The sequence below is a fragment of the Mycoplasmopsis californica genome, assembly GCF_000695835.1.
Taxonomy (GTDB): Bacteria; Bacillota_I; Bacilli_A; order Mycoplasmatales; family Metamycoplasmataceae; genus Mycoplasmopsis; species Mycoplasmopsis californica.
Map to the genome: position 1 here is coordinate 69,344 of NZ_CP007521.1, position 26,484 is coordinate 95,827.

The window sequence follows — 26,484 nt, forward strand, 5'->3', positions numbered from 1 at the left end:
TTTAATTAGTATAAAATTAAAATTATGAAAAATCTAAGGACACTAAAAAGTTTTAGGATATTATCTTTAACTCTGCCAGTTGTATTATTGACTCAGAGTTGCCTACAACCTAAAACGATTTGAAAGAAACAAATAAATAAAAATATTCCCGAAGAATTGGAAGATTTAGGTGCTAAAAATTTTAATAATATTAGTTCAGCATACTCAATAACAAGCAATAATATCAATCTTTATAAACATAAAGTAAACAAAGATTATTATGTAAACGTTGGTGAGGTTATAACTAAATTAAGTGGATTATTTGATCTTAATTTGATATCAAAAAATAATAAAAATAATAAAAATGTTGTGAGTTATTTAGCTAATCAACAAAAGTTGATTTTTAATGGTGAAAATGAGCAGGTCGAATTTGAAAGTGCGAGTGCATTTTCATTTGTTAAACAATCAGAGGTGAGAGATTATAATCAATTCCTAAGAACAAATTCAGAGGACTATTACACATTTAACGGCAAGAACTTGCGTGTATTTGAATTCAAAAAGTACGGTATAGATGTTGTGGTTAAAGATGGTGATGTCTTTTTACCGATTTCGATTTTTAACTTATTATTTTGCTCGCCAAATTATTACAATTTACAATTTAATGGTGTTAATTTCTTAGGTTCATCATTTGATGAGTCGCGAGCAAATCGTGCTGACATGCCTTCTTCGTACATTAAGTTTTATAAAACGTCCGCTCAGGAGAATCCGTTGATGCGCCAAAATAATTACAATTTTATGGCATTTTTATTTGATAATTATTATGGACTAGCAAAAAGAATTTATGCTAAGTATAATGTAAATAATTTTTATGAATTCATTGATAAGATTAAGCTAAAAGAAAAAATTTTAAGCACAAATGAGCGCGAATATAGACGAGCATATATAGATCTTTGATATAAACACCTTAACGATTTACACTCGAGATTAATTACACATTCATTTGCAAATAAGTACACTAATATAATTAATGAAGAAGGGGAAGAATATTCACAAAAACGTTCAGATCATCAACAAACTATGCAACTTTTATTTTCGAAAAGAGAAAAAGCATATAAAGGAAATGCTCTTCAATTTTATGGTGATACAGCAAGAATAATTTTAGATGATTTCAAGATTGGAACTATTAACCAAAATAACACCCAAGAACGTTGACGACACGACACTTATTGAGAGTTAGATTATAAAATATCTCAAATTAGAAAAGAAGACCCTGAAAATAGAATCAAAAATATAATTTTAGACATTTCATTAAACGGTGGTGGAGAATTAGCTGCATTGCAAAAATCACTTGGATTTTTGACTAACAAAGAGCTGTCATTTTGATTACAGGATAGAATTTCACAAAGTTATATAGAAACTAAATTTAATATCGACACTAATGGCGATGGCAAATACAATCAAAATGATTCATATTCTCAGTATAATTGGTATGTTTTAACAGGAATTAATACATTTAGTGCGGCCAATTTATTTGCCGATATAGTTAAAAACACAAAAATAGCAAAAGTTATTGGCCAAAAAAGCGGTGGTGGGATGTTTTCTGTATTCCCGACGGTACTACCCGACGGCACTAATGTTGATATTTCAAGCACAAATGGATTTACAGGGTCGCGCGATGTTGAACCTAATTCAGTTGAAGATTTACCATATACAGAGGATGGCGTAGAGCCAGACATTAAGTTAGACTATAAAGATTTTTATTCAACCAGACTGTATGAAGTTGTAAGTCAGGATTCTAAAAAAATACAAAAATAGTTACATTTATTAATATATTTTTTAAAAAGGGCGAAAATTATTTTGTGTAAACTAAAACTAGTGTTATAATGATTACGATGCGTTCCTAATTTGAACGATTACGATATCCACAGGAATCGTTGCTTAAGAGTATATTGCTCCTTTCACTTAAATAATTCAATAAACCTTATGCGTAATGTTTATTATCTTTACTTATCTTATATGTTAATCACTAAAGATGCTATTGCATCTTTTTTTATATAATTAAAATATTATGGAATTTAAAAAGGGTCAAATTTTAAAAGATGTTGAAGCAACTCAACTTTCATATGAAGGAATGGGTGTAGTTAAAATAGATAACTATTCTATTTTCGTTGAAAATTTATTACCTGGTGAAAAAGCAGATATTTTTATTCAAAAAGCTAATAATAAGTTCGGATTTGCTCGCTCTATCAAAAGAGTGGTTTTATCCCCGATACGTCAAGAAGTTATTAATGAAGCGCTAATGGATTCTGGCTCAACATCGCTAGCAATGTTACCGTATGAAAAACAGTTAGAATTCAAGGAAAATTTTGTAACGTATTTATTTGGGCGTAATATTCATTTTGAAGATGTTAAAAAAATAATTCCTAATCAAAAACCATGAGGCTATAGAAATAAATTAACTGTATTTGTAAAAGTTGTTAATAATGTAATTAAACTTGGATTGTACAGAAAAAATACTCATGATTTAGTTGAGCAATCTTCATATGATTTAGCATATTCTGAGATTAATAAAGTAATTTTATGGCTACAAAAAAATATTAATAAGTATTATAAAATAGTAAGACAGGGCGATTTATTGGAATCGATAACATTTAGATTTTCGCAATTAGAAAATAAAATGCTTGTTATATTTAATGTCAAAAATAAAATGCTCTTTACTGAAAGTTTTATTCGGGAATTTATCAGTCAAAATAGTAATATAAAAAATATAATTGTAACCTGGAACGATAAGAAAAAAATGAATTACCAGACATTACTCTGTGACGATGCTTCGCTAAAAGATTTGGTTGGTAATGTTCAAATAAATTATGGTTGAAATAGTTTTTTTCAAGTTAACACGCAACAAGCGAATATTTTATACACAACATTAATTGATAATTTATCACTTACCAATGAAGATGTAGTGGTTGATGCATACTCAGGGGCTGGGTCAATAGCATTGAGAATTGCTGATAAAGTGAAAAAAGTTTATGGTTTAGAAATAATAAATCAAGCTGTTTTAAATGCTATTCAAAATGCCAAACTAAATGGGGTTGATAATGCAGAATTTATAACTGGTGATGTAAATAGCACTATTTTTAAAGTTAAAGAAAAAGTTACAACGGTTATTGTCGACCCACCGAGAGCAGGATTGAGTTCAAGTTTTTTAGCAACCATTGTAAAAATGCAACCTGAAAAAATAGGATATATTTCTTGCAATGTGCATACTATGTGTCGTGACGTAGATTTATTGCAAAATAATGGTTATAAATTAGTTTTTTTACAACCTTGTGATATGTTTTCGCAAACTCATCACATTGAATTGGTTGGAGTCTTGATTAGAAACAAAAAATAAGACCAACTAGGTCTTTTTTTGTATTATCCCAAGAAATGTTTTAAAGTTTTAGCCAACCCACCACGTTTGTAACTAAACGGACTTACATGAGTAGCTACCTTTTTAAAGTTATTTGTGGCATTTTTCATTGCGATCACATATTTCATTTTACCAATTGTTGTTGAGTCATTCATGGTATCACCGATATGGATGCAATTATCACTATTTATATTAGATAATTTAGCAAATAAAAGATTACCATCACCCTTTGACGCTTTAATATCTGTTACTTCCAAAATTTCACTATGATTATGTCTTGAACTAACGATGTTTAATTGATTACTAAATTTTAAAATCAATTCTTGTTTAAAAAGAATATATTTCTTTTTGTTTCTAGACCAAAATATAATTTTATACACTGGTTCTTGTGGGTTAAAGTCACTTATTTTATTGACTGTTCCTTTTTTAAATTTAATTGCACAAGAAATAAATAGACAATCAGTGTATGTTTGTTTTTTAAAATCTGAGTTAACAATGGCGTTAATTTTGTGTTTCTGCATTAATGAAGCTATATCATTAATTATTTGAGGATCAATTGACGCTGAAAAAACCTCAACAAAATTTTTAACAACTTTTGCCCCATTTCAGGCAATAATATCTCTCGTTTCACTTATCTGAGAGGTTATTTTAAGTGTTGTTGGATTTAAAGATCTACCTGTAGATATAATGACTTTAATTCCGCGTTCTTCATATTTTTTGATTGCTTTAATGTTTTGAGGGCTTAACATTTTTTTTCTACTGTCTAAACTTGTGCCATCTAAATCAATAAAAACCATTTTAATGTCTTTTAAAATCATATTTTAATTATAGACTACTTATTTACATTTTTGCTTCAATTTTATACTGGTGTGAATAGGTTTCGACACCACTCTTAACTACAAAGTCAAAAATAATCGTATATTTATTTATTCATTTATATGAAAAATCAAAAGTGTCGGCGTTAGTTTGTAAGTTTGAACTCACATATCTAACTACTTTATCAATAATACTTTTATCTAGTCAAAAATCATTGCCGTTATACCTAATACACTGATAGATATCGTCATTTTCTAATTTAGGAAACACATTTTCAGAGTTAATATTTTTAAATTCCGCTTCTTCTATTTTTGAACCTGATTTACGAGTAGCTGATATTACTGCAACAGGCACAACAATAGCTCCGATTAAACCCACGCTAACTAATGGTATTAGAATTTTTTTCTTCATTTTTTGCTTCTTTTTCAGTATTTTTAGCTATTTTACGGAATTTTTCAAAGTAGCTAGGGTCAACAGGATTCATTTTTATATATGTTTCAATTTGTTTAGTATCAAGCGAATATCGCAATAATTTAGGTTCGATGGGACTATCACTAATTGACAAGGAGATTTGGCCGTTGACAAAATCTAAAATAGGTTTATCAATCAAGTTCTTGTTTAAAATTTGTACTTTGATTAAGTCCGCGTCATTATTGTTGTATTTATTTTTGAAGAATCAATTATAAGAAGTTTTAATTTCGCCAGCTTGACTATAAGGGATGAATAATCCGTTTGTATCACTATCGGAATCATCAATTATTGTTTTTGTTGAATAATCATACCTGGTTGGAGCGTTATAATAATATTCAACAACATCTTCGGAACCGCTATATAAATTGTGTTGAATCTTCTTATTTATGTTTGATTTTGTTGTTAAGTTTGATCATACTGGGCCATCAAAATTTTTTATACCGTAGTCGGGCAGTGAAGAGTTTTTTAGAAATTGAGTACCATAATCACTTAATCAAAAATGGGGTCAAAAATATTCATCCTCTAATTCATTAGCTCCCTTGTATTTATGAACATCATCTTCTAATCAAGATTTTGATGTTGCTAAATGGTTTAAATTTTTGTGACTAAGTTTTTTTAATGAAATTTCAGTATTTATATAGAACTTATCTGTACTTAATGTGTCGTTATTAAGTTCGCCGAAATCAAATTGATAACGTTCAGGTATTTTTATTTTTACCTTGTCATCAATAGCGCTTACCCGATAATTAAAAATTTTATTATCCGATTTTTTCACTTCTCAAATTTCAGCATTATCGCTAGACTGCATTATCAAGGAATTCAGTTCGCTAAATTTAATGCCGAGTTGTTGACTGGTTAATACCACGGAATAAACATCTATTGGACCCTCTGGTTTCCTACTAATTGAGGTTTTTTGAAAGTTAAATAAAGTATCCAAAGTATCCGGACGATAATCTAGTGTGTACTCAGCATGTTGTATTTTAACGGCTTTATTATCAATTATTTTATTATTAACACTAATGATAATATCATTTGTATTTATTGTTTTTTCTCATTTTTCTTTATCTTGAATCCTTGGGGCAATAATTACAAAAGCAACAACAAAAGCATCGTTATTAAAAAATCTTCTTACATCAATCCGCCCCCGTAATATTTGATAACCTAAATTGTTTACATAGTAGTCGCCAAATTTATAAATATCGAACTTATAATCTTGGTCTTTTATTGCATTGCTTCATTTTGATATTTTTTTAGTTATAAAATGATATGGCTCAATAGTTGTTTTGTTAATTTGAGCAGTTGTATTTTCAACAACTGGATTATTCATTAAGGTAAAAATACAAAAACTCCTCTATAGCTTTTTTTCTATTTTTGTAGTATGTGGTCCGTGAAAAATGTTTGTCATATCATTCTTTATCATATGTTTTAGTGCAGAATTCATTTTTTATAATAAGCTCACTTGCCGGGCTTAATAAACGAAGGGTCTGCATAAATTTTGAATATTTCTTATTAGCTTTTTCAAATGCATTCGGATTAAGTTCGATTGGGTCAAGTGATTTTGTTATATTGTCTTTTTCCAATGATGCCAACGCCTTGACCACGTTGTATCTTTGATGGGGGCTCATAGTTGCGCCACTAAACTGGTTGTTTATTAAATTCATTTTTTCCTTTCATTTATAGATATTGAAGAATTTTGAAATTTATTTAAAATTGGAAAAAACTACCATTTTTATGGTAAAAATTCAATAAAAAAGCCCTTAAAGAGCTTTTGATTTGTAATTTGAGATTTGTTTTCAACTCAATGGTCATTTTTTAGGAGTGCTTTTGGTTTTTTTAATTAAAACAATTGCTGAGATCTCATTTGAATCATTTTTATATTCGTGAATTGAAATATTATTTTTTTCATTAGGAAAAAGATTTAATAATTCTTCAACTTCAGCTATATAATTTTTCCCTTTTGGCAGACACAGTATACCATCGATTTTTAATAAATGATGAGTTAAAAGGAACATGTTTTTAACACTTGAAACTGCACGGGCTGTTACTATATCAAATGATTCAGAAAGTGAAATTGTGTCTTCTGATCTTTTGTTTAAAACAACTAGATTTGAAATATTTAAAATATTTTTTACGTCATTTAAAAAGTCGCAACGAGTAGCCATACCTTCAATGACAGTTAACTTAAAGTTGTCCCGTTGAAGCAAAAAAGTAGGCTAGGGAATCCAGCGCCAGCTCCAATATCGGCAACATTAGCATTATCAAAATTAACTCCCGCTTTTTCAGCGATTGAGAGTGTGTTTATTGAGTCTTTTACACCCAAGATTTCAATATCATGCAGTGTTTTAAAGCCAGATATATTTTTATGCTGGTTAAATTCATGAATTAAATGAATATATTCAGTAATTTTTGAGTTCATTACTTAGCTATATCTTTTGCTAATTTATCGTATAAATCAGTTACAGATTTGCCCGTAATAGACGATTCGATCACGCCTGCTAAGAATGTGTCAAGACTGATTACGTGTAGTTTATCGTATTTTGCTTCTAACTCTGAATTATCTATTGAATCTGTAACAATGACTTTGCTTACATTTGGGTTATTTTGAAACATTTCAAAGCCACGTGTAAAGATACCATGTGTTGCTGCAACAACAATTTTTTTAGCACCATGATTTTTAAGTGTATCTACAGCTTTTAAAATAGTACCTCCGGTGTCAATAATGTCGTCAATAATAACTGTGTTTTCACCTTCAACATTACCAATTAATCCCATAACCTCTGTTTGGTTTGTTCCGACTCTACGTTTGTCAATAATTGATATTTTTATTGAATTAGAAATTAATTCAGCAAGTTTACGAGCTCTGATTGTACCCCCATGATCTGGTGAAACAACTGTAAATGGCTCTTTAAAACTTTTAACTGCTTGTGCAATAGGATAAGCTCCCCTTAGGTCATCAATTGGGATATTAAAGAAACCTTGGATAGCAGGGTTGTGAAGATCAACGGCAATAATTTTTGTAGCACCAGCTGTTTGAATTAAATCAGCAATTAATTTAGCACCGATTGGTTGGCGCCCGCTGGCTTTACGGTCTTGGCGAGCATACCCGTAGTAGCTTAATGCAATAGTAATTGAACGCGCACTCGCTCTTTTTAGTGAGTCGATAAACAACAATAAATCCATTAAATTGTCATTTACAGGTCTTGATGTAGAAGCGACAACGTAAACATCCTTACTTCTGACTGTTTCTGTACTTACTAGCATTCTTTCACCATCGGCAAAAACAGTTTTTTCAATTTTTGATGCATGGATTCCTAATTTTTTAGCAATTCTTTCTGTTAAAGGCTGGCAATTTGGCATCCCAAATAACAAAATATTCTCAAATTTCATTTTTTTCTCCATATTAACAATATATGTACAATTATATATTTTAATTTAGGTATAAGTTTGAAAAATATTTGAGTGTCAGTGCTTTAAAATAAATAGTTTAATAAAAAATCTGGATTAAGAGGTTGATTAAAGTTGCGATCGGGGCATATAGGGTGTATTTAGTCAAAATTATCTTGTATTTTATATGAAAAAAATAAAAAAATGGCGATCACGAGAGGATTCGAACCTCTGACAACAAGCTTAGAAGGCTTGTGCTCTATCCTGCTGAGCTACGCGACCACGTGCTATTATTTTATATCTTTTTTAGTTTTTGAAAAGTAAAAAAATGAAATGAAAATTATCGGGATATTATAAAGTGTATAATCTAGTACAATTAGAAAGTAAATTAACTATATTAAAAGGAGAAAAAAATGGAGAAATATACTGAACAAGAACAAGTTCGCCGTGATAAGTTAATTCAATACGAAAAGGAAAATGTTATCGCTTATAAAAAGGCTTATGACCTGGGCGAAATTAGCTACAGTGACGATATAGAAGCAGAATTTTCAAGTTTTTCTAAGGAAGAATTGCACGAAAAACACATTATAAGAACTATTGCAGGTAGATTAATTGCTAAAAGAGGTCCATTTCTGGTAATAAAAGACTTTCGTGGAAAAATTCAAGCATACTTTAACAAAAAAGAAAACTTAGAGTATGCTGATTTAGTTTCTACTTTTGATATCGGCGATATTATCTGAGTAAGCGGTGAAGTGATGAAAACAATGACTGGTGCAGTTGTTGTCAAAGCCGACAAGATTGATTTATTGTCGAAAGCATTAAAACCACTACCAGAAAAGTATCACGGTCTTGTTGATCCTGAAGAAAGATATAGACGTCGTTATGTTGATTTAATTGTTAATGATGAAAGTAAAGACAAATTTATTAAAAGAATTAAAATAACACAGTGAATTAAGGATTATTTTAATAATTTAGGTTACTTAGACGTTGAAACTCCATTTTTACACGATTATATTTCTGGAGCGGCAGCTCGTCCATTTACAACCCACCACAATTCATTGAATCAGGAATTTGTATTGCGCATTGCAACTGAAATTCCGTTGAAAAAACTTGTAATAGGCGGATTTGACCGTGTTTATGAGTTAGGAAGAATTTTTAGAAATGAAGGTTATGACACAACACATAACCCCGAATTTACAACAATAGAGTTTTATGAAGCATATTCAAATGTCGAGGGTATGATGAATCGTACTGAAGCTTTATTTAAAGAGTTGTGTGAAAAATTAGGTAAGTGAAAATTCATTAATAATGGCGTAGAAGTTGATTTATCAAGACCTTTTAAACGTATTAATATGGTTGATGCAGTTAATGAAAAAACTGGTGTGGATTTTAGAAATATAACTCTTGAGGATGCAGTGGTAGTTGCTAAAAAATATGGAGCAAAAATACAAAAATTTTACTCAGTTGGACACATTATAAATGCGCTTTATGAAGAGTTAATTGAGGAAGATTTAATTCAACCTACATTTGTTTATGGACACCCTATTGAAATTTCGCCACTTTCTGCTAAAAGCGAGGATCCAAGATTCACTGAGCGTGCAGAATTATTCATAAATACAAAAGAGTATGCGAATATGTATACCGAGCTTTCTGATCCAATTGATCAGCTAGAAAGATTTAAAAAACAAATTGAGGAGAAAGCAGCCGGCAACGATGAAGCTAGTGATATTGATTGAGATTTTATTGACGCCCTTGAATATGGGATGCCGCCAACAGGTGGGTGTGGAATCGGGATTGACCGTTTAGTCATGCTATTAACTGAAACCAGTTCAATTAGAGATGTATTATTATTTCCGACATTAAGAAGAATTAAGAAGTAGTTAAATAACCTTTTTGCTAATTTTTTAATAAAAAACACACATTTTTGACTGAAAATGTGTGTTTATATTTGAAATTCAATTGATGTTTCAGATATAAAATTTATTAAGTAATTGACCTTATGTGCATCTTGAACATAAGCCCTATGTTTAGAATAGTAATTTTTTAACTCTTCTAACAGAAGAGTACTAAAAATTATATTTGGCTTATTAGCTTCAATTCGTGTCTTAATTATTTCGCTAATTACATCAAAAAGAAATCATGCACTTGCTTGCTCATTTCCTAAATCATTAATAACTAGAATATCAACTTCTTTAAGTTTATTTATTATTTCGACATTGTTATTCCTTGGGTCATTAAAACCTTTTTTAAGATGATTAAAAAGAGTATTTGTTGTGATGTAAGCTGAGTTAATTTTTTCTTTTGCAAAATTGATCGCAATTGCTTGACCCAGGGATGCAGAATGAATAGGCTTTTTATTAACAATAAAAAGGTTTTTTACGTGAAAATCATGTGATTTTTGTAATAATGACTGTTTAAGAAGTTCAATTCGACTTTCTAATTGTTTTTGCTGAACTGAAATGATTGCAGTCTTTGAAATCTCTAAATTGGTGCGAACATTTGCTATATCGCTTAATCATAGATGATTAATTAGGTTAATGTTTTTGGTAATGTTATTATCAACAATAGTCTTTGAGAATTGTAATTTTCTAAATCGATCTCTTTTAACCTCTATTTTATAAGGAAAATTATTAGGGGCGTCCAATATATCTTTTAATTCTAACAACTTATCACAGTGCTCATCAAATTCATCCCAAGTAATTTTTAAATCTGCCATAACCCGAAGAAATGGTTTTGAACTCTTAGCTACTTTTTGTGCAAGCTCTCGATATTGTTTGACGTCTTTTATAATAATGCCGTCAAAAGTAGTTTCTTGTGTTTTCATTAATGTGACCTATTCATATCATTTTGCTGACGTTCTAAGGAAGTGATGTATGTAGCTTTATATAAATCTTTTTTGCTAACAATAACATTATTTCGTTGTCGGATAAGTGAATCAATATATTTCTCAAGAGGATTAAAATCATAGATATTTTTTGCAATTAAGTCTTTAATTATTTTTTTAACATATTGATAATTAATTTTTCCATTGACTTCATTAGCGTAAAAGAAAATTAAATTAATACACTGATAACTAAAACCTTTATCAGAAGCATCTTTTATTAAATTTATAATTTCCGCAGTTGGAATTTGACCTTGTATTTGTCCAAAAAAAGACCTAGAATCAGTTTTCAAAATTGCCTCATAAACATTTGGGTATTCAAAAGTATTGAGATCAATTTTTTCTTGTACAAGTTCGTTCATGACCTGAGTGTTCATTGCTTCTTCATTAAATTCAAATGAATTAGAAAGAATATCAAAATCTTCTCCAGCATCAAAAACATCTTCATAGCGAGCAGAGCTATCTAATAATTCAATTGCACGAGCTAATTTGTAATTGCGTTTACGATTAATTAAACGATCATAATTTTCTTTACCAACAATTTTTAGTAGCTTATTAGCTAAAATTAAATTCATTTTAAAACCATCTGCATCTAAAGGTTTTTCAATTACAAAAAAGGTTTTACGATTCCTATTATCAACATAAGTAGTTAAAAGTGATAAAGCTTCTAACATAGTACGGGCATTATTTACATCTTTTATATCCATTTTCAACATATATGTGATACTGTCATAGTCATAAAAACCTATTTCATTTCCATCTTGTATCGCTAGGTCTCTAAGGTATTCATATAGAAGAATAGCATGTGCACCTAAAATAGGAGCATAAAACTTACGCAAATTTTTCAAATCTTCGCCAGAGATGATTGTAGAATTCTCAACCGAAAAATATGGATAAGTAATACTTTTATACATTAGAAACCTCCGTTAAAAAACCGGCCTAAAGGCAGATAGTAAAATCATTTTAGTTGATTAATTTAACAAGGTCTAAAATTTTTTTATTTCGATCATAACTTTCGAAGTTCTCCAAATAGATATCCACAACAGGTATTTGACCAAAAAGTTGATTTTTAGCTAAAATTGTACTGTTTTTCTGATCTATTGCTTTTATTGTTAATTTATCCACAGAGCGTTTTTGAATATTTTTTCATCGTTTTTGCTCACTTGTAGATAAGCATAAAACTGCAGAAAACAAAGATAAAAAATTAAAATTTTTATTAACTAAAACTGGTATTTCAACAATCGCAAAATTCCCATTTTTTATCGCATCAAAAATTTTAGGAAATACAACTCTTTCTAATTTATCTATATTGTCGGTATTTTCGAATAATCATTTCAAAATTTTCTTTTTGGAAACACCTTTTTCGTCTAATAAAAAAGTACCTATTTTTTGTTTTATTTCATTATACAAAATGCCATATTTTTTATATTCTTTTGCCACAAATTCGTCACATATAAATATTTTTTCTTTTTTTAAACCAGAATTTCGCAAAAAAGTTGATTTTCCAACTCCCACTTTACCGATTAACGCTATCATTTCTGTCCTCATTTCTATATGACTTTAATGCTATATTTGCACTATTTCGATAAGCTTGAATCAAACCGCCACCACCAAGCTTAATCCCGCCAAAATATCTAATTACAAAAATAACAAGATTGTTAGTTTTAGTTATTATTAATAAGTCTCTTATTGGCTTTCCGGCTGTACCTTTAGGTTCGCCATCATCTTCGTATCCTGCATTTTCAACCCCATTTTTTATAAATGAATATCCATAGCAAATGTGAGTAGCTTTTTTATGCTCGGATCAAAGTTTATTGTAGATATCCTTAATTTCTTCTTTAGAATTTATTGTGATAGCAACACTATAAAACCTTGATTTTTTTATTTCGTATTCTTGTAAGCGCATTTTTAAAATTATAAATTAATGAAACGCAAAGAGAAAAAAGGTATAAAAAAAATGGGGCGAATGAAGGGATTCGAACCCTCGAATGACGGGACCACAACCCGCTGTGTTAGACCGCTTCACCACAATCGCCATATTTGTGAATAAATTATATTATAAAAATTAATAATGCGAAATTTTTTTGAAAAAATATGTCAATCACTATAGATGTAATAAAGTTATGCTTAATATTTTGATTTTAGTTTTCATATTCGTTTTTAATTTGTTTTTTATAAATTTGACTGAATTTATACTGAAAAAGTATTAATATTTGACAACTCAAAAAAGCAATAAGTAGTTAATTTTGTGCGTGAATACAGAAAAGCTGTAATTTATATGAGATATAAAATATAGTATAATTATTACATTAAATATTAAATTTAAATTTATAAAGAAAGGGGAACAAGATGCCCACAAACACAATATTAAAATACTTTGTTTATGAATCTAAGTCTAAAAGTGATCAAAAATTTGTTTTAGAAGACGCATCAACGGCAGCAAAAACACATTTTGACTCAATTAAAGAATTACACCAAGCATTATTAAAAATGACTGAAGGTAATGATGCAAGAGTTTGAATTTATAAAAATAAAATGCCCTTAGGTTCATTGAGTTTAGGAGGCTTAGAAGCATTAATTAAACTAGCAGATAAAAAAAATATTGCTACGCCAGATGTTTTGGAATTTATTATAGCTTCTGATTTGTTGGAGCAAAATCACACTATTCACTTCACAGACCCAAGAGATAAAAAAATTCTAGGTTTATTTGTTTTAACAGTAGTATTACTAGCAGTTGTATTACTTCTTTGCACAATGATTCTAGTAAGAAACGCAAACTAATATTACGAGTGAAATTGGAGGAAAAATGGACAAAACAAAATTAAATAGATTTTATCTTTCTGAAAAATTTGATGAAGATAGAAATATTTCTTTTAATCTAAAAAAAGCAAATAGCAAAGAACTTATTAATTTCAAAACTTTTGCAGAAGGCGTTGAGGAATTCAATAGAATAGCAACCACATTGGATGGTGATTCAAAAGTTTGATTCCACCGTGATGGAGCGTTTAGAGGTCAGCGTCACCAGAAACTGCTATAAGAATTCTTGAAAAAGTTAGAGAAGCTCAAATTAAAGATGAAGAAGCAATTGAGTTTATTAATAGAGAACAATTAGTGGATGTCAGTTCTTCGAAAACAAAAAAACAACCGGTTATTACAAAAAAAATAGAAGTTGAAGAAGAAATAAAACGTCAAACTCCTGTGGTAAAAACAATGTCAATTTCAGTTGATGACTTAAACACAGAGGTTAAAGAAATTTCAGTTTATATTACTGATAAAGAACAGAAATTATTAAGCGAAGTCACATTGGATGATGTTCAAGCTACATCTAAATTTAATTTTGTGGCAACATCATTAAGACGTGAAGAAGATGCAGTTGTTGTGACATATCTACTTCGTGATGGCAATCGAGAGTCAAAAGAATTAACTACTGTAATAAAAGGTTTTAAAAAAGAAAGTTCAGAAAATATGCCACTTCACTATATCTACCACGTTCCAAGAGTAGGTTGAACTTGAGCGGCATTCTTAACACTGGGCATCGTGTGTTTAATTGCGATTATTTGCATTATCCTACTTTCTTTATACATGAATGGGTTATTTACTCTGTATTGAAAATAAGTAAAATTGCAGCTTAACTGCATTTTTACTTAAATGAGGAATATGTGCATAAATTTAATGGGGGTTATATGAAAACAATGCTTGATATTGTATCTGAAATCGCTTTAAAAGAGTGTGATAATGGTGTATATGTTGAATTTAATACTCTTTTTGAAGGTGTTGAAGCTGAGCTTAAATCTAAATGATTTAATGAAGCTGAAGAAAAAGAAGTCGAATATGAAAAAATTAGAATTAATAAGTTAGGCGAGTTATATCGCCTTTTAACTGTTGATTCAAATTTTGTTCGCAATCAACAAGGTAAATGATCAATTAGACCTGGATTTGGAAAATAAAATGGCTTTAGTAAACGCAAAAGAAATGATTGCACTAGCATATAAACAACGTTATGCAGTGCCACACATTAATATTAACAATTTAGAATGAACTAAATCTATTTTAGAGGTGGCTCAGGAAATGAATTCGCCAATAATTTTAGGTGTTAGTGAAGGTGCGATTAAATACATGGGCGGGTATAATGTTGTATTTGCTCTTGTGAGTTCGTTAGTTAAAGACCTTAATATCTCAGTTCCAGTTGCTTTGCATTTAGATCACGGGACAGCACAGGGTTGCATTAAAGCGATTGAGGCAGGATTTAATTCTATAATGTTTGATGGTTCTAACCTAGATTTTGTCGAAAACTATTCAATAACAGCTGAATTGGTAAAAAAATGTAAAGAACTGAATATTAGTGTTGAAGCTGAGGTTGGGGCTATTGGCGGAGAAGAAGATGGTGTTTCAAGTGAAGGAGAATTAGCTGATATTGAACAAGCAAAACTTCTTACAAGTTTAGGTATAGATATGTTAGCTGCTGGTGTAGGGAATATTCATGGTAAATATCCAGCAAGTTGAAAATCGCTTAACTTTGAACGTTTAGAAGCTCTTTCTAATAATTGCCAAATTGGAATGGTATTGCACGGGGGCTCTGGCATTCCAAAAGACCAAACCCAAAAAGCAATTAAATTAGGTATTAGCAAAATAAATGTCAATACAGAATTACAAGTTGCCTTTCACGCGGCAATGAGGGAGTTTATTTTAGCAAATAAAGATCTTGAAGGCAAAAATTTCGACCCACGCAAGTTATTAGCTAGTGGAGTAAAAGCTATTAAAGAGACTGTGCGTGATAAGATTATTGAATTCGGTTCGCAAAATAAAGCAAACTAAAAACAAAACTAATGGGTTTTGTTTTTTTAAACGACAAAAATAGTATTAATAAGCAAGATAATATATGTGAATACACAGACAAAGGATATCGAATCAAGACGATCAAGAATTCCACCATGTCCAAGCATAATTTTTGAATAGTCTTTTATACCATTTAACCTTTTAATTGCGGAGAAATAAAGATCTCCAATTACTGCTACAAAAGGTGAGATTAAGGCAAACGCTATTTTTAAGCTAATGTGATTGAACAAATCGAATGCAAAAACCAATCCAAACCCAGTTGCCGTCCCAATAAATATTGAGCCAACAAAACCTTCTCAGGTTTTACGTGGCGAAATATGAGGGGCAAAAGGAACCGATGTTCATTTTTTGCCAAACATTGAACCAAAAAGATAGCCAAATGTATCCACTGAAGCCGCAATCAATGAGATAGATAATCAGTATTTTCACTGCCCTTCAAATACAATTAATGCGTGAAATACTTTTGAAAATATTGCGAGGATATATGTTGTGATAAAAGCTAAAAGAAAACGAGTAAAACGGTCAACAGGGCGTGTGTTTGTGCGCGTAAATAACTCAATAATTACAAATAAAATCGATATGGCTAGTGCGACTAATATAATGAAAGGATCCATTGATAAATAAGAAATAAATCTAGCTAAAAGAATAGAAGATTTTTCTTGTTCAATTTTAGGAGATGTCATTCACGGGATGGTAGTCTCAATGAGCGGCAAAAAAGCTACAATCGAAAATAAAAAAGTAAGCGTTATAGATCAATATATTTTTAGTCGTTGAGCAGTAAAAAATTCTCAGGCAATCATTGACAAAATGGTTCAAATAAATACAAAAGAAAAAATACGAGCAACTAAATTGCTGTGTGAAAAAATTGATAAAGGTATTAACATTGCTAGTAATATTACGACAAATAAAATACCTGGCATTATTCTTTTTACTAAAAATTTGTTCATAAAATAATATTCTAAATTAAATTATACTATGTTAATTATTATGTTCCAATTAAATAAGTATATTCAAAGGGATTTTTTATTACATCCGGTTTCATATAAAATATATTGGCTTTTTTATTAAATAAATAAAATAAAGAATTAAACACATTTATTCTTTATTTTTTACCAAATACATTGAAAAATGAGTGTAGATGAAAAATTATAGACATACTGCTATTACATACGCGCGTATGAATAAATTTTATATATAATATAATTAAATATCGGGAGAATTAAATGAAATTTAAAAGAATATTAGTGAAGCTGTCGGGCGAAGGTTTAGCGAATAAGTCTAAGAGTTTAGCTATTGATTATAATCTTGTCGAAAATATTGCATTACAATTAAAAAAAATTGTTGAAAAAGGCGTCCAAGTTAGCGTGGTAATAGGCGGTGGTAATTTTTGAAGAGGAGCTAGCGCCGAAAAAAATGGGATACCTAGAAACAGAGCTGATTATATAGGTATGGTCGCGACAATTATGAATGGCTTAGCCTTGCAAAGTGGTTTTCAAAAAGTTGGACTTAAAACTCGTGTCGTTTCATCGTTGAACATTGACGAACGTGTAGCGGGATATTATATCAACGAAAAAGCTGATAAATATTTAGAACGAGGTGAAGTTGTAATCTTTACAGGAGGAACTGGCCGACCATACTTTACAACTGATACCGCCGCAACTCTTTATGCCTCTGAAATACAAGCAGAAGTAATTTTGATGGGTAAAAATGGCGTTAAAGGAATTTATGACAGCGATCCAAAATTTAATCCGAATGCGGTGAAGTTTGACAAAATTACTTATGATGAAATATTAGAAAGAAAATTGCAAGTTATGGACTTAACTGCAACGGCGATGGCCAGAGATAATAATATCGGTCTTATTGTTTTTGATATTCAAGAAGAAAACGCAATTTTAAGAGCGATTGAAGGAACTATTGAATTTACGGAGGTAACTAGATAATGGAACTAGATTTATATTTATTAGAATTTGAAGAAGGCGCAACAAAAGCTATTAATCATTACGGTTTTGAGTTATCAAAAGTTTCTACTGGGAGAGCTAATCCTCAGATTGTTAAGGGTATTAAAGTAGATTATTTTGGTACTCCAACTAAGTTAGAAGAGCTTTCAAGCATTAGTGTCCCAGAAGCTTCACAGTTATTGATTAAACCTTATGATTTTTCAATTGTGAAAGAAGTGACTAAAGCAATTACTGATGCAAATATTGGTGTAAACCCAATCAATGAAGGTCATCAAGTGAGACTAAAATTCCCTGCTTTAACTTCTGAAAGAAGAAAAGAATTGATTAAAGGTCTTACTAAATTTACAGAACAGGCAAAAGTTGGTATCAGAAATGCTCGTCAGGAGGTGATGAAATCAATCAAAAATGATGAAGAACTAACTGAGGATGAACAAAAAAGATACCAAGATGCAGTCCAAAAAGAGGTTGATGCCAAAATTGAAGTAATCAATAAAATGACTGCTGAAAAAGAAAAAGAGCTAAATAGTTTTTAATTAATGAAAAAGCATAAAAAAGACAAAGTTTTATATTTCATTTTTCACTCGTTTTCTTTAAGTTGCTTTGCATTAGCTTTTCTAATCTTATTAAGTTTAATAATTATTTCTCAGGTTTATGGTAGCAAAATAAAAAACGGAGAAATTTTAGCTTATGGTTTGATATGGTCTATGCTTGCATTGTTAATACTGTTTGTAATTATGCATATTATTGCCATTCCATTTGCATTAAATTATTATCGTTATCGTTTCTTTGAACTTGGAGATGAATTACTAACCTGGTTTAATATATTTTTTATTTTAACTTCAATTATTGCATTGCCACGTTGGCGTGAGCAATATGAATTACAACAAAAAAATGAGTTAAAAAACCTCGCAAAAAAATCAAAAAATGATAAAAACGATGAACAATAGCATAATCAAAATCTCCTTAATGAGGAGATTTTTGTATAAAATTTACACTCCATTATAAAGCTCATTTTGCAAATAATAAAAAACAAAACTCACAGGTTATTGTGTGTTTTGTTAAATTAGTGTTTTGTATTTTTTAATTTTGATTTCGCCAATACCAAATTGTTCAATTTGGTTCAAAAAATCTTTATATTCAGCAGTTTTAGTAAATTTATGGAAGCTATCCTCACTACTTCAACGTTCTATAATACTGAAGCGATCAGAAATTCAAAAGCCATCCATTGAAAGGTTTAATTCCTGTTGTTTTGACAAATACATTCATTTTTTAATATATTCTGTAAAGTCTTTTCTTGACTCTTTTTTAATTTTTATTTCTTTTGTTACAACACAAATCATAATTCATCCTTTCTATTTTAAACGAGCAAAAAACATAAATTTATCAGCAGTTTTAATATTATCAAACTTATTGAAATTATTAATATTTTCTTTGTCAAATGAAATAATATTTAATGCAGTTGCAACTTCTGCTACTTTTTGTGGCATAATCGCTTGCAGAGCTCATGAAACAGCGTATATACCATTTAATAATCTGTTTAATATTAAATTTAATTCATCTAAATTATCAGTTAATTTTCACGGAGTAGTTTCATCAATATATTTGTTTAGTTTAGAACTTAATTCAATCATTTTGCGGTATGCTTTATCAACTTTAAATGTATCCATCAATTCACTAAATTCACCTTGAAATTTTTTAATTTGGTTTTCAATTTCAAGGTGAATTGCAGTGTCTGAGTGAGTATATTTTGTACCATTTTGAAAAGAATTAGCAATCATTTTTAATGTTCTCGATACAAGATTGCCATAGTTATTAACCAAGTCAGCATTAATAGTTTCTCTTAGTTTTTCTTCACTAAAATTACCATCTTCACCGAATATTATTTGACTTGCAAAGTAATATTTAATCATTTCAGGGTGATAGTTTTCAAAAAGATAGTCAGGATCAACTGCATTACCCAGTGATTTTGACATTTTACGACCATCTTTATCTCGTAATAATCCATGACTGACAATGTGATTAGGTTGCCTTAGACCTAAGGCTTGAATAAACATAGGTCAGTAAATAAAGTGAAATCTAGAAATTTCTTTTCCTAGTATATGAACTATTTCATCTCCATTTTTTCAGTATTTTGTGTAATTATCGCTCGGATTATCAAGATCATAACCCAGTGCAGTTACATAGTTAAATAATGCATCTAACCACACATACAGAGTGTGATTAGAATCTTCGTCAATCGGGATTGCTCACTCAACATTTGTACGTGTTACAGATAAATCAGACAATCCTTGCTCAACAAAATTGACTTTAATTTCATTAAGTGTTTTTTCCGTTAGCAAGAATTGTGGATTTTGCGCAATATATCTTTCTCATCATTGCTGCATTTTTTCAATTTTAAAGAAATACGATTCCTCTTTCATTTGTACCAGTTCATGTTTTGAACTTGGATGGTAAAATTTGCCGTCAATTTCAAGAGCTTGTGCTTTTGTCAAAAACTCTTCATCCTCAATCGAGTATAATCCTTCGTATTTGCCTTTATAAATAAATTCATTTTCTAAAAATCAGCTAAAAATTTTTTTTACTACTTTTTCATGGCGGGGTGAAGTTGTACGAGAAAAAAAGTCAAAAGGAACAGACCATTTTTTTCAGGTTTCTTTATAAGATTCGACTAATTCATCAACAAATTGTTTAGGTTTTAATCCAGATTTTAGAGCTTTATTTTGAATTTTTTGACCATGTTCATCGCTCCCTGTTAAAAACTTAACATCATAGCCCATAATATTTTTATAATTAGCAATTATGCGGGCCATAATTGTTGAATATAAATGCCCAATGTGCAATGGACCAGAAACATAATAAATAGGTGTAGTTATATAAAATGTTTTTTTCATTACAACTCCTTAACTTTTTTAGGTTTATATAATTCTTTTATTTGTGGTAAGTACTCGTGGTCTATTTTGTTATCAGGATCATGAAGATATAAATTTGGAAGAAAATGTACTCCTCAACCAGCTTGATAACGTGACTCAATTAATACTAATTTTGGCTTGTCATCCACACGCGGAATGATGAATTGTATTCGTTTTGGCTCAAATTTATATTCACGCATGTATTGAAAACAATCAACCATCCTTTCGACAGGGATAACCATTGTCAAGTATCCTTTTTGTTCTATGATTTTTGCACTGCCCTGAATAATTTGTTCAAGATTTATTTTTATTTCATGAGTAGCAATCATCATTTCTTCGCTGGTTTTTGCACTCAATTTCATATTTTCAGGTGGATAGAATGGTGGATTAACTACGATAGATTGGTATTTATTTGCATTTAATTTGGTTTGTTCTTGATAAAACTCATTAAAATCAGCGTGAATAACGTTAATTTGCTCCTTTTTATTGTTCATTTTAACATTTTTTTCAGCTAATTCAACAGCTTTTGACTGAATCTCTATTGCATCAATTTTTAATTTCGGATTGCGTTCACTGATAAATATTGATAAAGCACCATTATTTGTTCCAATTTCTAGCATTCGTAAAATCCGATTGTTAAGAAAGACAAAATTACCCAGTAAAATTGTGTCTACTGAATAATTGAACATATCTTTATCCTGATAAATGTATAAATTCGAATCAAATCCAAGTGAATTTTTTACTAGTTTCCTTTTTTCCATATTTGCCTATCATAGTGAAGAATTATAAGTTGTTGTGATAATATTATTTAGTAAGTAATAAATCTTTTTTATTATATCAATAATAATTATTTTGGTGTTTTTATTATTTAACTAAATATATTAATGATATAAAGTGAAAATATTCGAATTTTTCAGTATTTTTACTGATAAAAGTTAACTTATTATGGCTTTATATACATATTGAATTTATATGACTAAAAAATTTTTAAAATTATTATTTTAATATATAATTGCATTTGCAATACATAAAGACAGTAACTGTTTAAACTTAATTTGTTACCGAGTGTATATCCATACATATTTTGACTTTTCGTATTGCGATATTTATTTACGAAAGGGGGATGCTTATGCAAGCAAAAGAAACACATTCAAAATTAATGAAGAAAGAACAAGCAAAACTAATTTCACAAAAACTTGCTGATTCTAAAGCACTTGTTGTTGCTGAATATCGTGGACTAACAGTTAAAGAATTAACTGATTTACGTATCGAAGCTAAAAAAGCGGGTGTTGAACTTGTTGTTTATAAAAACCGTATTTTCAAACATGCTTTAACTGGCACTGATTTTGAATCGTTAGGTGATCATTTAGTAGGGCCTAATATTTATGCTTTTAGTAATGAAGATGAATTAGCCGCTGCTAAGGTTTTAAATAACTTTGCGAAAACTAACAAACTATTAGTGCTTAAAGCTGGTATTTTCGAAGGAAAAGTACTTGATGCACAAGGTGTTGCCGAGGTTGCTTCATTACCAAACTACGAAGAAGCATTGGGGATACTTGCACGTTCGCTTATTGCACCTTTACAACAACTATCCCTTTCTTTAAAACTTTACAGTGAAAAAGAAAGTGAATAATTATTTAAATATTTAATTAAGTAAATTGAAAGGAAAATTAAAAATGGCTAAATTAGAAAAAGATACTTTTATTTCTGCTTTAAAAGAAATGTCAATTAAAGAAGTTATGGAATTAGTTGAAGCAATGAAAGAAGAATTCGGTATTGATCCATCAGCTGTTGCTGTTGCTGCAGCTCCTGCTGCTGGTCCTGCTGCTGAAGAAAAATCATCAGTTAATGTTGTTATTACAGCTGACAATGGCAAAAAACTAGCTATTGTTAAAGTTGTAAAAGAAACTCTAGGATTAGCTCTAATGGACGCAAACAAACTAGTTTCTGCACTTCCAGCAACAGTTAAAGAAAATGTTTCAATGAACGAAGCTGAAGAATTAAAAGCAAAACTAACTGAAGCTGGTGCTACAGTAGAATTCAAATAATTTCACAACAATTTAATCTCGCATATGCGAGATTTTTTATTTTTTATTTCAACATTAAATTTTTATTTTTTTATAAAATAAATTAATATGAAAAAAATAAAGACATTAATACCATTAGCCGGTTTAAGCACTTTTTTAAGCATTGTTCTAGTTTTAAGTTGTAACCAAACGAAAAAACTAGATAATCCAGAGATTAAAGATGCTAAAAAATCACAACCAGAACCTGATAAAGAAGGAAAGGATAACACAGGAAATGACAGTGATAATGCGAGCGTTGCACCTACTAAAAATGCTGAAAAAAGTCAAAAACTATCAACCACACCAGAGACTAATGCTCCTATTAAAGCTGAAAAAACAAAAGAGCTACAAAAATATCAGGAAGCAATCGCAAAAAGAAAAGATTTATTAAAACGAGCTAAAGATTTAAAAATTTCATTGTCAAATGAAAACGCAATGTATAAATATGAGGTTGTACTCGACCGTATCGATTTGTTTTTAGATGAAAACAAAGCTGTTTTTGCTAATTCTGAACACAAAGAATTAGTTGCTTCGAATATCAAATTAGAAGAAGAATTTAATAAAATTAATGCGCTTGCTTCTGAGTTGAAAAACGCAGAAGACAAAAAACCAGACTATGCTCCAACTAAAGGCAGTGGTGTAGTTAATAAAGGAAAAGGAAAAAAAGAAAATTCAACTCCTGAATACCCTGAGTTATTAGCAATTGAAAATAGTTTAAAAAACAATAAAAATAACTCAAAAAATGATGTAAACACTGCTCTAAATACTCAGGTTGAGGATTTTTTAAATATTGTCCAGCCACAGAATTTAACATCTTATCAGGACAATTCTTATAGTGTAAAAGAAAGAAATGAGATCGCAGCATTTGTTAATGATCTGATGAAAAAAAGTACAAATGATTCGTTTATTGGTAGAATTAAGCACATTTATGATTGAATTATATCGAGCGTGAAATATGCAAGAGGTGACGAGAAACAATATATAAGTCCACACGATGTTTTCAAGTATAAAGTGGCAGTTTGCGGTGGAATAAGTTCGTTATACAAAGCCATGTTAGACGTAATTGGGGTTAAGAGCGTTATGGTTACGGGTTGGTCATCTGCAGGAGCACATCAATGAGTTATGTTTTACAATGAAGAAAATAAAAAATGAGTTCATTCAGACGCAACCTGAGGAATAGTTAATAGCCAGTATTTTATGAAATCGAGTTCTGAGATCTCAAATGATCATCGCGCTGACGAAGTTCTAGACACGACAATTGAAGAAGGTCAAATTTTGTATAAATATTGACATGGATTATCAGTATTAAAACTTAAAGAAGGATCAAATACTGAGTTAAAAGTACCTGCAAACGTTAAAGGGATGCCTGTTAAATCAATAAGTATTCGTGTATATTCGAACAAAAATATGACTCATTTACATATTGGGGATAATGTTGAAAAAATTGACTATGAAATAGCACCTCAACACTTAAAAGAATACATAGTTTCAAGTAAAAATAAACATTTCGCTGCAAAAGATGGTATTTTATACTCGAAAGATTATTCAAAATTGATTTCTACACCTGTTTTAAACCCGAGAAAATCAATAATTTTGCCCAAGGAATTAAATGAAATTGAGGATGGGAAGAATTCCTTTTCTGCTCCAGCACTAGAAAAAATAATTGTTGAACCAGGAAACTACTCCTTCGCATCTTATCAGGGTGTGCTTTATAATAATGATTTTTCAAAATTAATTACTGTTCAAGGTGGCAAAAATAAAGTAATTGCACATAAAAATGTTAAATTTGGTGGTAATGAATTTTCTTCTAAACCCGATTTAAAAGAAGTAATTTTAGAAGACGGCATCACAGAGTTAGTTGATTTTACCTTTAATGGATTACAAAATTTAAAATCTGTATTTATTCCTAACAGTGTTAAAAAAATTTCTGATTATGCATTTAATATGGTTCCAAGCAATATAATTCTTCTTGTTCCATCGGATAATAAGTTAGTCAAGGAATATGCATCTAAAAAGAAATTTACTTACAAAGTTCAAAAAAACAAGGAAATATAAATCCTTGTTTTTTACTTATATCAGTTATTTAACAGTATTTTTAGCAAAATGATTAGTAGTTCATTATTTTTTCATACTCATCAAGTGTTCCGTGATAAATAAAACTTTTATCGGGTGCTATTTCCAAAATAACATTCGCAACTTGATTTACAAGAGCGCGGTTATAGGTTGTGAAAATAGCTCCACCACGATAAGATTTCAAGCCGGCAATTAAAGAATCTATACTTTCGGCATCTAAGTGGTCAAGTGGCTGATCTAAAATTAGAAAGTTTGCTTCAAGAAGCATCATTCTTGAGAACATTAATCTGGCTTTTTCACCACCACTTGTAACGCTTACGCTTTTGAAAACTGAATCGTTTGAAAATAACATACGACCTAGAAATCCACGCATTCTTTGATCGCTGACATCTCTTGTTTCTTCTGTTGAGTTTTCAAGAGGTCATTTTGAAATTCATTCTAAAATCGACATTTCTTCTTTAAAATATTCGCGGTTTTCATTTGGGTAATATGTAGTTTTAATTGTTTGGCCTCATTTTACCTCGCCTGTTGTTGGCTTTTTAATTCCAAGTAAGCACTCTAAAAATCTTGTTTTAGCAATATCATCTTCACCAATTAAAACCATTTTTTCACCTTTTGATAAACTGAAAGACACGTTTTGGAACATTACTTTTTCATTTTCGGTATAGCTTAGGTTTTCAACGCTTAAAATATCTTTTCCAGGTTCACGGTTAATATCTCAGTTTATATATGGATATTTACGGTTTGAAGGTTTAATTTCATCCAGAGTTATTTTTTCTAATGATTTCTTACGTGATGTTGCTTGGCGTGATTTAGAAGCGTTTGCACTAAAACGTGCAATAAATTGTTTTAATTTTTCAATTTGAACTTCTTTTTTTGCATTTTGTTGTTTCATTAATTCAAGGGCTAATTGACTACTTTCTTTTCAAAATGTGTAGTTGCCAGTGTAAACCCTAGCTTCATTATAATCAATATCAACAATGTGAGTGCAAATGTTATCTAAAAAGTCGCTGTCGTGGCTAACGACTATAACAACATTTTGATAATCTGCTAAAAAGTTTTCTAATCACTTGATTGAACGTAGGTCAAGATGGTTGGTAGGTTCGTCCATGATCAAAATGTCTGGATTCCCAAATAAGGCTTTAGCGAGTAAAACTTTAATTTTTTGATTAGCAGTTAATTGGTTCATTGGAACATCTCATTTTTCTTTTGGAATTTGCAACCCTGAAAGAAGTTCTTGAGCATCATTTTCAGCCGTTCAACCCCCAAGTTCCCCGAATTTTTCTTCTAATTCTCCTGCTCTTGTGTAATCGTCCATTGTAGCATCTGGATTGGCATAAATTGCATCTTTTTCAGTTTTAATTTTAAATAAATCAGTATTACCCATCACTACAACATCAGTAACAAGTAAATTATCATAGGCGTTATGATCTTGACTTAAAACACTCAGACGACGGTTTTTTTCAATAATGATTTGTCCGCCAGATGGTTCAACTTCGCCGGCCAACATTTTTAAAAAGGTTGATTTACCAGCCCCATTTGCCCCGATGATTCCATATGTGTTGCCTTCAGTAAATTTCAAATTAACGTTTTCAAATAATTTTTTATCGCTGAAAATTTTACTTAAATTTCTAACTTCTAACATAAAGCCTCCAAATAAATATTTTAAATTATATCAAAACTCGAAAATATTATGATG

At 30.1% G+C, this 26,484-nt stretch carries 31 protein-coding genes and 2 tRNA genes; 15 read left to right on the top strand and 18 right to left on the bottom strand.

Annotated features, from left to right (window positions below; all coding sequences use genetic code 4):
• The first annotated feature begins 24 nt into the window (after positions 1 to 24).
• Together MCFN_RS00310 and rlmD are read left to right on the top strand one after the other, a co-directional pair.
• Positions 25 to 1,794 carry a S41 family peptidase gene (locus MCFN_RS00310; protein WP_081817270.1) on the top strand — a complete coding sequence of 590 codons (1,770 nt, stop codon included), beginning with the start codon at positions 25 to 27 and terminating at the stop codon, positions 1,792 to 1,794.
• Positions 1,795 to 2,047: 253 nt separating this feature from the next.
• Positions 2,048 to 3,373, top strand: coding sequence for a 23S rRNA (uracil(1939)-C(5))-methyltransferase RlmD (gene rlmD / locus MCFN_RS00315; protein WP_038561029.1), 1,326 nt, complete (start codon positions 2,048 to 2,050; stop codon positions 3,371 to 3,373).
• A 23-nt stretch (positions 3,374 to 3,396) separates the two neighbouring features.
• Here rlmD and MCFN_RS00320 read toward each other — a convergent pair whose 3' ends face one another.
• The 8 genes from MCFN_RS00320 to MCFN_RS00350 all read right to left on the bottom strand — a co-directional run bounded on the left by MCFN_RS00320 (position 3,397) and on the right by MCFN_RS00350 (position 8,344).
• A complete protein-coding gene (locus tag MCFN_RS00320) occupies positions 3,397 to 4,209 on the bottom strand; it encodes an HAD-IIB family hydrolase (RefSeq protein ID WP_038561031.1) in 813 nt (270 codons plus the stop codon).
• A gap of 22 nt (positions 4,210 to 4,231) precedes the next feature.
• On the bottom strand, positions 4,232 to 4,618 hold the full coding sequence (locus MCFN_RS00325) for an MHO_1590 family protein (protein WP_038561033.1): 387 nt from the start codon (positions 4,616 to 4,618) through the stop codon (positions 4,232 to 4,234).
• Positions 4,587 to 6,005, bottom strand: a complete 1,419-nt coding sequence (locus MCFN_RS00330; protein ID WP_038561035.1) for an MHO_1580 family protein — start codon at positions 6,003 to 6,005, stop codon at positions 4,587 to 4,589. The genes MCFN_RS00325 and MCFN_RS00330 overlap by 32 nt, the downstream gene beginning before the upstream one ends.
• Positions 5,998 to 6,339, bottom strand: a complete 342-nt coding sequence (locus MCFN_RS00335; protein WP_038561037.1) for an MG284/MPN403 family protein — start codon at positions 6,337 to 6,339, stop codon at positions 5,998 to 6,000. The genes MCFN_RS00330 and MCFN_RS00335 overlap by 8 nt, the downstream gene beginning before the upstream one ends.
• A 96-nt stretch (positions 6,340 to 6,435) precedes the next feature.
• Complete coding sequence (locus tag MCFN_RS03670; RefSeq protein ID WP_051604529.1) at positions 6,436 to 6,840, bottom strand: RsmG family class I SAM-dependent methyltransferase; 405 nt, start codon at positions 6,838 to 6,840, stop codon at positions 6,436 to 6,438.
• A 14-nt stretch (positions 6,841 to 6,854) separates the two neighbouring features.
• Entirely contained in the window at positions 6,855 to 7,094 is a 240-nt protein-coding gene (locus tag MCFN_RS03675; protein ID WP_051604530.1) for an RsmG family class I SAM-dependent methyltransferase, read from the bottom strand.
• Positions 7,094 to 8,065, bottom strand: coding sequence for a ribose-phosphate pyrophosphokinase (locus tag MCFN_RS00345; RefSeq protein WP_171816657.1), 972 nt, complete (start codon positions 8,063 to 8,065; stop codon positions 7,094 to 7,096). Before MCFN_RS00345 ends, MCFN_RS03675 begins: the two co-directional genes overlap by 1 nt.
• A 202-nt stretch (positions 8,066 to 8,267) precedes the next feature.
• Positions 8,268 to 8,344, bottom strand: a tRNA-Arg gene (locus MCFN_RS00350).
• Between the two features lie 131 nt (positions 8,345 to 8,475).
• On the opposite strand from MCFN_RS00350, the gene lysS reads away from it, so the two are divergent.
• Positions 8,476 to 9,942 (top strand): lysine--tRNA ligase, encoded by a 1,467-nt coding sequence (gene lysS, locus MCFN_RS00355; protein WP_038561043.1) that lies wholly within the window; start codon positions 8,476 to 8,478, stop codon positions 9,940 to 9,942.
• 62 nt (positions 9,943 to 10,004) lie between these two features.
• On the opposite strand, the gene MCFN_RS03365 is transcribed toward lysS, so the two are convergent.
• The 5 genes from MCFN_RS03365 to MCFN_RS00380 form a co-directional block, all read right to left on the bottom strand.
• Positions 10,005 to 10,886, bottom strand: a complete 882-nt coding sequence (locus MCFN_RS03365; protein ID WP_051604531.1) for a P-loop NTPase family protein — start codon at positions 10,884 to 10,886, stop codon at positions 10,005 to 10,007.
• Positions 10,886 to 11,857: a DnaD domain protein gene (locus tag MCFN_RS00365; protein ID WP_038561046.1), complete on the bottom strand. Its 972-nt coding sequence runs from the start codon at positions 11,855 to 11,857 to the stop codon at positions 10,886 to 10,888. Before MCFN_RS00365 ends, MCFN_RS03365 begins: the two co-directional genes overlap by 1 nt.
• Positions 11,858 to 11,906: 49 nt before the next feature.
• The gene (locus tag MCFN_RS00370; RefSeq protein WP_038561049.1) at positions 11,907 to 12,479 is read right to left on the bottom strand and encodes a dephospho-CoA kinase; all 573 of its coding nucleotides are present in this window, start codon (positions 12,477 to 12,479) and stop codon (positions 11,907 to 11,909) included.
• Positions 12,460 to 12,843: a YigZ family protein gene (locus MCFN_RS00375; protein WP_408633511.1), complete on the bottom strand. Its 384-nt coding sequence runs from the start codon at positions 12,841 to 12,843 to the stop codon at positions 12,460 to 12,462. The genes MCFN_RS00370 and MCFN_RS00375 overlap by 20 nt, the downstream gene beginning before the upstream one ends.
• 58 nt (positions 12,844 to 12,901) lie before the next feature.
• Positions 12,902 to 12,978: transfer RNA gene (locus tag MCFN_RS00380), tRNA-His, on the bottom strand.
• A gap of 314 nt (positions 12,979 to 13,292) precedes the next feature.
• On the opposite strand from MCFN_RS00380, the gene MCFN_RS00385 reads away from it, so the two are divergent.
• The 5 genes from MCFN_RS00385 (at position 13,293) to fba (ending at position 15,758) form a co-directional block, all read left to right on the top strand.
• Entirely contained in the window at positions 13,293 to 13,724 is a 432-nt protein-coding gene (locus tag MCFN_RS00385) for a hypothetical protein (protein WP_038561055.1), read from the top strand.
• A gap of 25 nt (positions 13,725 to 13,749) precedes the next feature.
• Entirely contained in the window at positions 13,750 to 13,980 is a 231-nt protein-coding gene (locus MCFN_RS00390; RefSeq protein ID WP_051604532.1) for a hypothetical protein, read from the top strand.
• Positions 13,981 to 14,054: 74 nt separating this feature from the next.
• A complete protein-coding gene (locus tag MCFN_RS03370) occupies positions 14,055 to 14,558 on the top strand; it encodes a hypothetical protein (RefSeq protein WP_051604533.1) in 504 nt (167 codons plus the stop codon).
• 68 nt (positions 14,559 to 14,626) lie between these two features.
• Positions 14,627 to 14,890 (top strand): DNA-directed RNA polymerase subunit delta, encoded by a 264-nt coding sequence (rpoE, locus tag MCFN_RS00395; protein WP_038561057.1) that lies wholly within the window; start codon positions 14,627 to 14,629, stop codon positions 14,888 to 14,890.
• 1 nt (position 14,891) lies between these two features.
• The gene (fba, locus tag MCFN_RS00400; RefSeq protein WP_038561060.1) at positions 14,892 to 15,758 is read left to right on the top strand and encodes a class II fructose-1,6-bisphosphate aldolase; all 867 of its coding nucleotides are present in this window, start codon (positions 14,892 to 14,894) and stop codon (positions 15,756 to 15,758) included.
• A 26-nt stretch (positions 15,759 to 15,784) separates the two neighbouring features.
• Here fba and MCFN_RS03375 read toward each other — a convergent pair whose 3' ends face one another.
• On the bottom strand, positions 15,785 to 16,462 hold the full coding sequence (locus MCFN_RS03375; protein WP_051604534.1) for a phosphatidate cytidylyltransferase: 678 nt from the start codon (positions 16,460 to 16,462) through the stop codon (positions 15,785 to 15,787).
• Between the two features lie 7 nt (positions 16,463 to 16,469).
• On the opposite strand from MCFN_RS03375, the gene MCFN_RS03535 reads away from it, so the two are divergent.
• The 4 genes from MCFN_RS03535 (at position 16,470) to MCFN_RS00425 (ending at position 18,684) form a co-directional block, all read left to right on the top strand.
• Positions 16,470 to 16,733 (top strand): hypothetical protein, encoded by a 264-nt coding sequence (locus MCFN_RS03535; RefSeq protein ID WP_158419982.1) that lies wholly within the window; start codon positions 16,470 to 16,472, stop codon positions 16,731 to 16,733.
• 269 nt (positions 16,734 to 17,002) lie between these two features.
• Entirely contained in the window at positions 17,003 to 17,719 is a 717-nt protein-coding gene (gene pyrH, locus MCFN_RS00415) for a UMP kinase (protein ID WP_038561066.1), read from the top strand.
• Positions 17,719 to 18,270 carry a ribosome recycling factor gene (gene frr, locus MCFN_RS00420; RefSeq protein WP_038561068.1) on the top strand — a complete coding sequence of 184 codons (552 nt, stop codon included), beginning with the start codon at positions 17,719 to 17,721 and terminating at the stop codon, positions 18,268 to 18,270. The genes pyrH and frr overlap by 1 nt, the downstream gene beginning before the upstream one ends.
• A 3-nt stretch (positions 18,271 to 18,273) precedes the next feature.
• On the top strand, positions 18,274 to 18,684 hold the full coding sequence (locus MCFN_RS00425) for a hypothetical protein (protein ID WP_038561069.1): 411 nt from the start codon (positions 18,274 to 18,276) through the stop codon (positions 18,682 to 18,684).
• Between the two features lie 111 nt (positions 18,685 to 18,795).
• Here MCFN_RS00425 and MCFN_RS00430 read toward each other — a convergent pair whose 3' ends face one another.
• Genes MCFN_RS00430 through MCFN_RS00440 form a run of 3 tightly spaced genes read right to left on the bottom strand, consistent with a single transcriptional unit; the run spans position 18,796 to position 21,407 of the window.
• Complete coding sequence (locus MCFN_RS00430) at positions 18,796 to 19,077, bottom strand: putative quinol monooxygenase (protein ID WP_038561071.1); 282 nt, start codon at positions 19,075 to 19,077, stop codon at positions 18,796 to 18,798.
• Between the two features lie 12 nt (positions 19,078 to 19,089).
• Complete coding sequence (gene metG, locus MCFN_RS00435) at positions 19,090 to 20,628, bottom strand: methionine--tRNA ligase (protein WP_038561073.1); 1,539 nt, start codon at positions 20,626 to 20,628, stop codon at positions 19,090 to 19,092.
• Complete coding sequence (locus tag MCFN_RS00440; protein ID WP_038561075.1) at positions 20,628 to 21,407, bottom strand: tRNA1(Val) (adenine(37)-N6)-methyltransferase; 780 nt, start codon at positions 21,405 to 21,407, stop codon at positions 20,628 to 20,630. The genes metG and MCFN_RS00440 overlap by 1 nt, the downstream gene beginning before the upstream one ends.
• Before the next feature lie 368 nt (positions 21,408 to 21,775).
• Here MCFN_RS00440 and rplJ point away from each other — a divergent pair, with 368 nt between their 5' ends.
• The 3 genes from rplJ to MCFN_RS00455 all read left to right on the top strand — a co-directional run bounded on the left by rplJ (position 21,776) and on the right by MCFN_RS00455 (position 24,767).
• Positions 21,776 to 22,279 carry a 50S ribosomal protein L10 gene (gene rplJ / locus MCFN_RS00445; RefSeq protein WP_081817272.1) on the top strand — a complete coding sequence of 168 codons (504 nt, stop codon included), beginning with the start codon at positions 21,776 to 21,778 and terminating at the stop codon, positions 22,277 to 22,279.
• Positions 22,280 to 22,322: 43 nt separating this feature from the next.
• The gene (rplL, locus tag MCFN_RS00450; RefSeq protein ID WP_038561080.1) at positions 22,323 to 22,694 is read left to right on the top strand and encodes a 50S ribosomal protein L7/L12; all 372 of its coding nucleotides are present in this window, start codon (positions 22,323 to 22,325) and stop codon (positions 22,692 to 22,694) included.
• An 87-nt stretch (positions 22,695 to 22,781) separates the two neighbouring features.
• Entirely contained in the window at positions 22,782 to 24,767 is a 1,986-nt protein-coding gene (locus tag MCFN_RS00455) for a transglutaminase domain-containing protein (RefSeq protein ID WP_038561084.1), read from the top strand.
• A 52-nt stretch (positions 24,768 to 24,819) separates the two neighbouring features.
• Here the strand turns inward: MCFN_RS00455 and MCFN_RS00460 are convergent, their stop codons facing one another.
• Entirely contained in the window at positions 24,820 to 26,430 is a 1,611-nt protein-coding gene (locus MCFN_RS00460) for an ABC-F family ATP-binding cassette domain-containing protein (RefSeq protein ID WP_038561087.1), read from the bottom strand.
• Positions 26,431 to 26,484 lie beyond the last annotated feature (54 nt).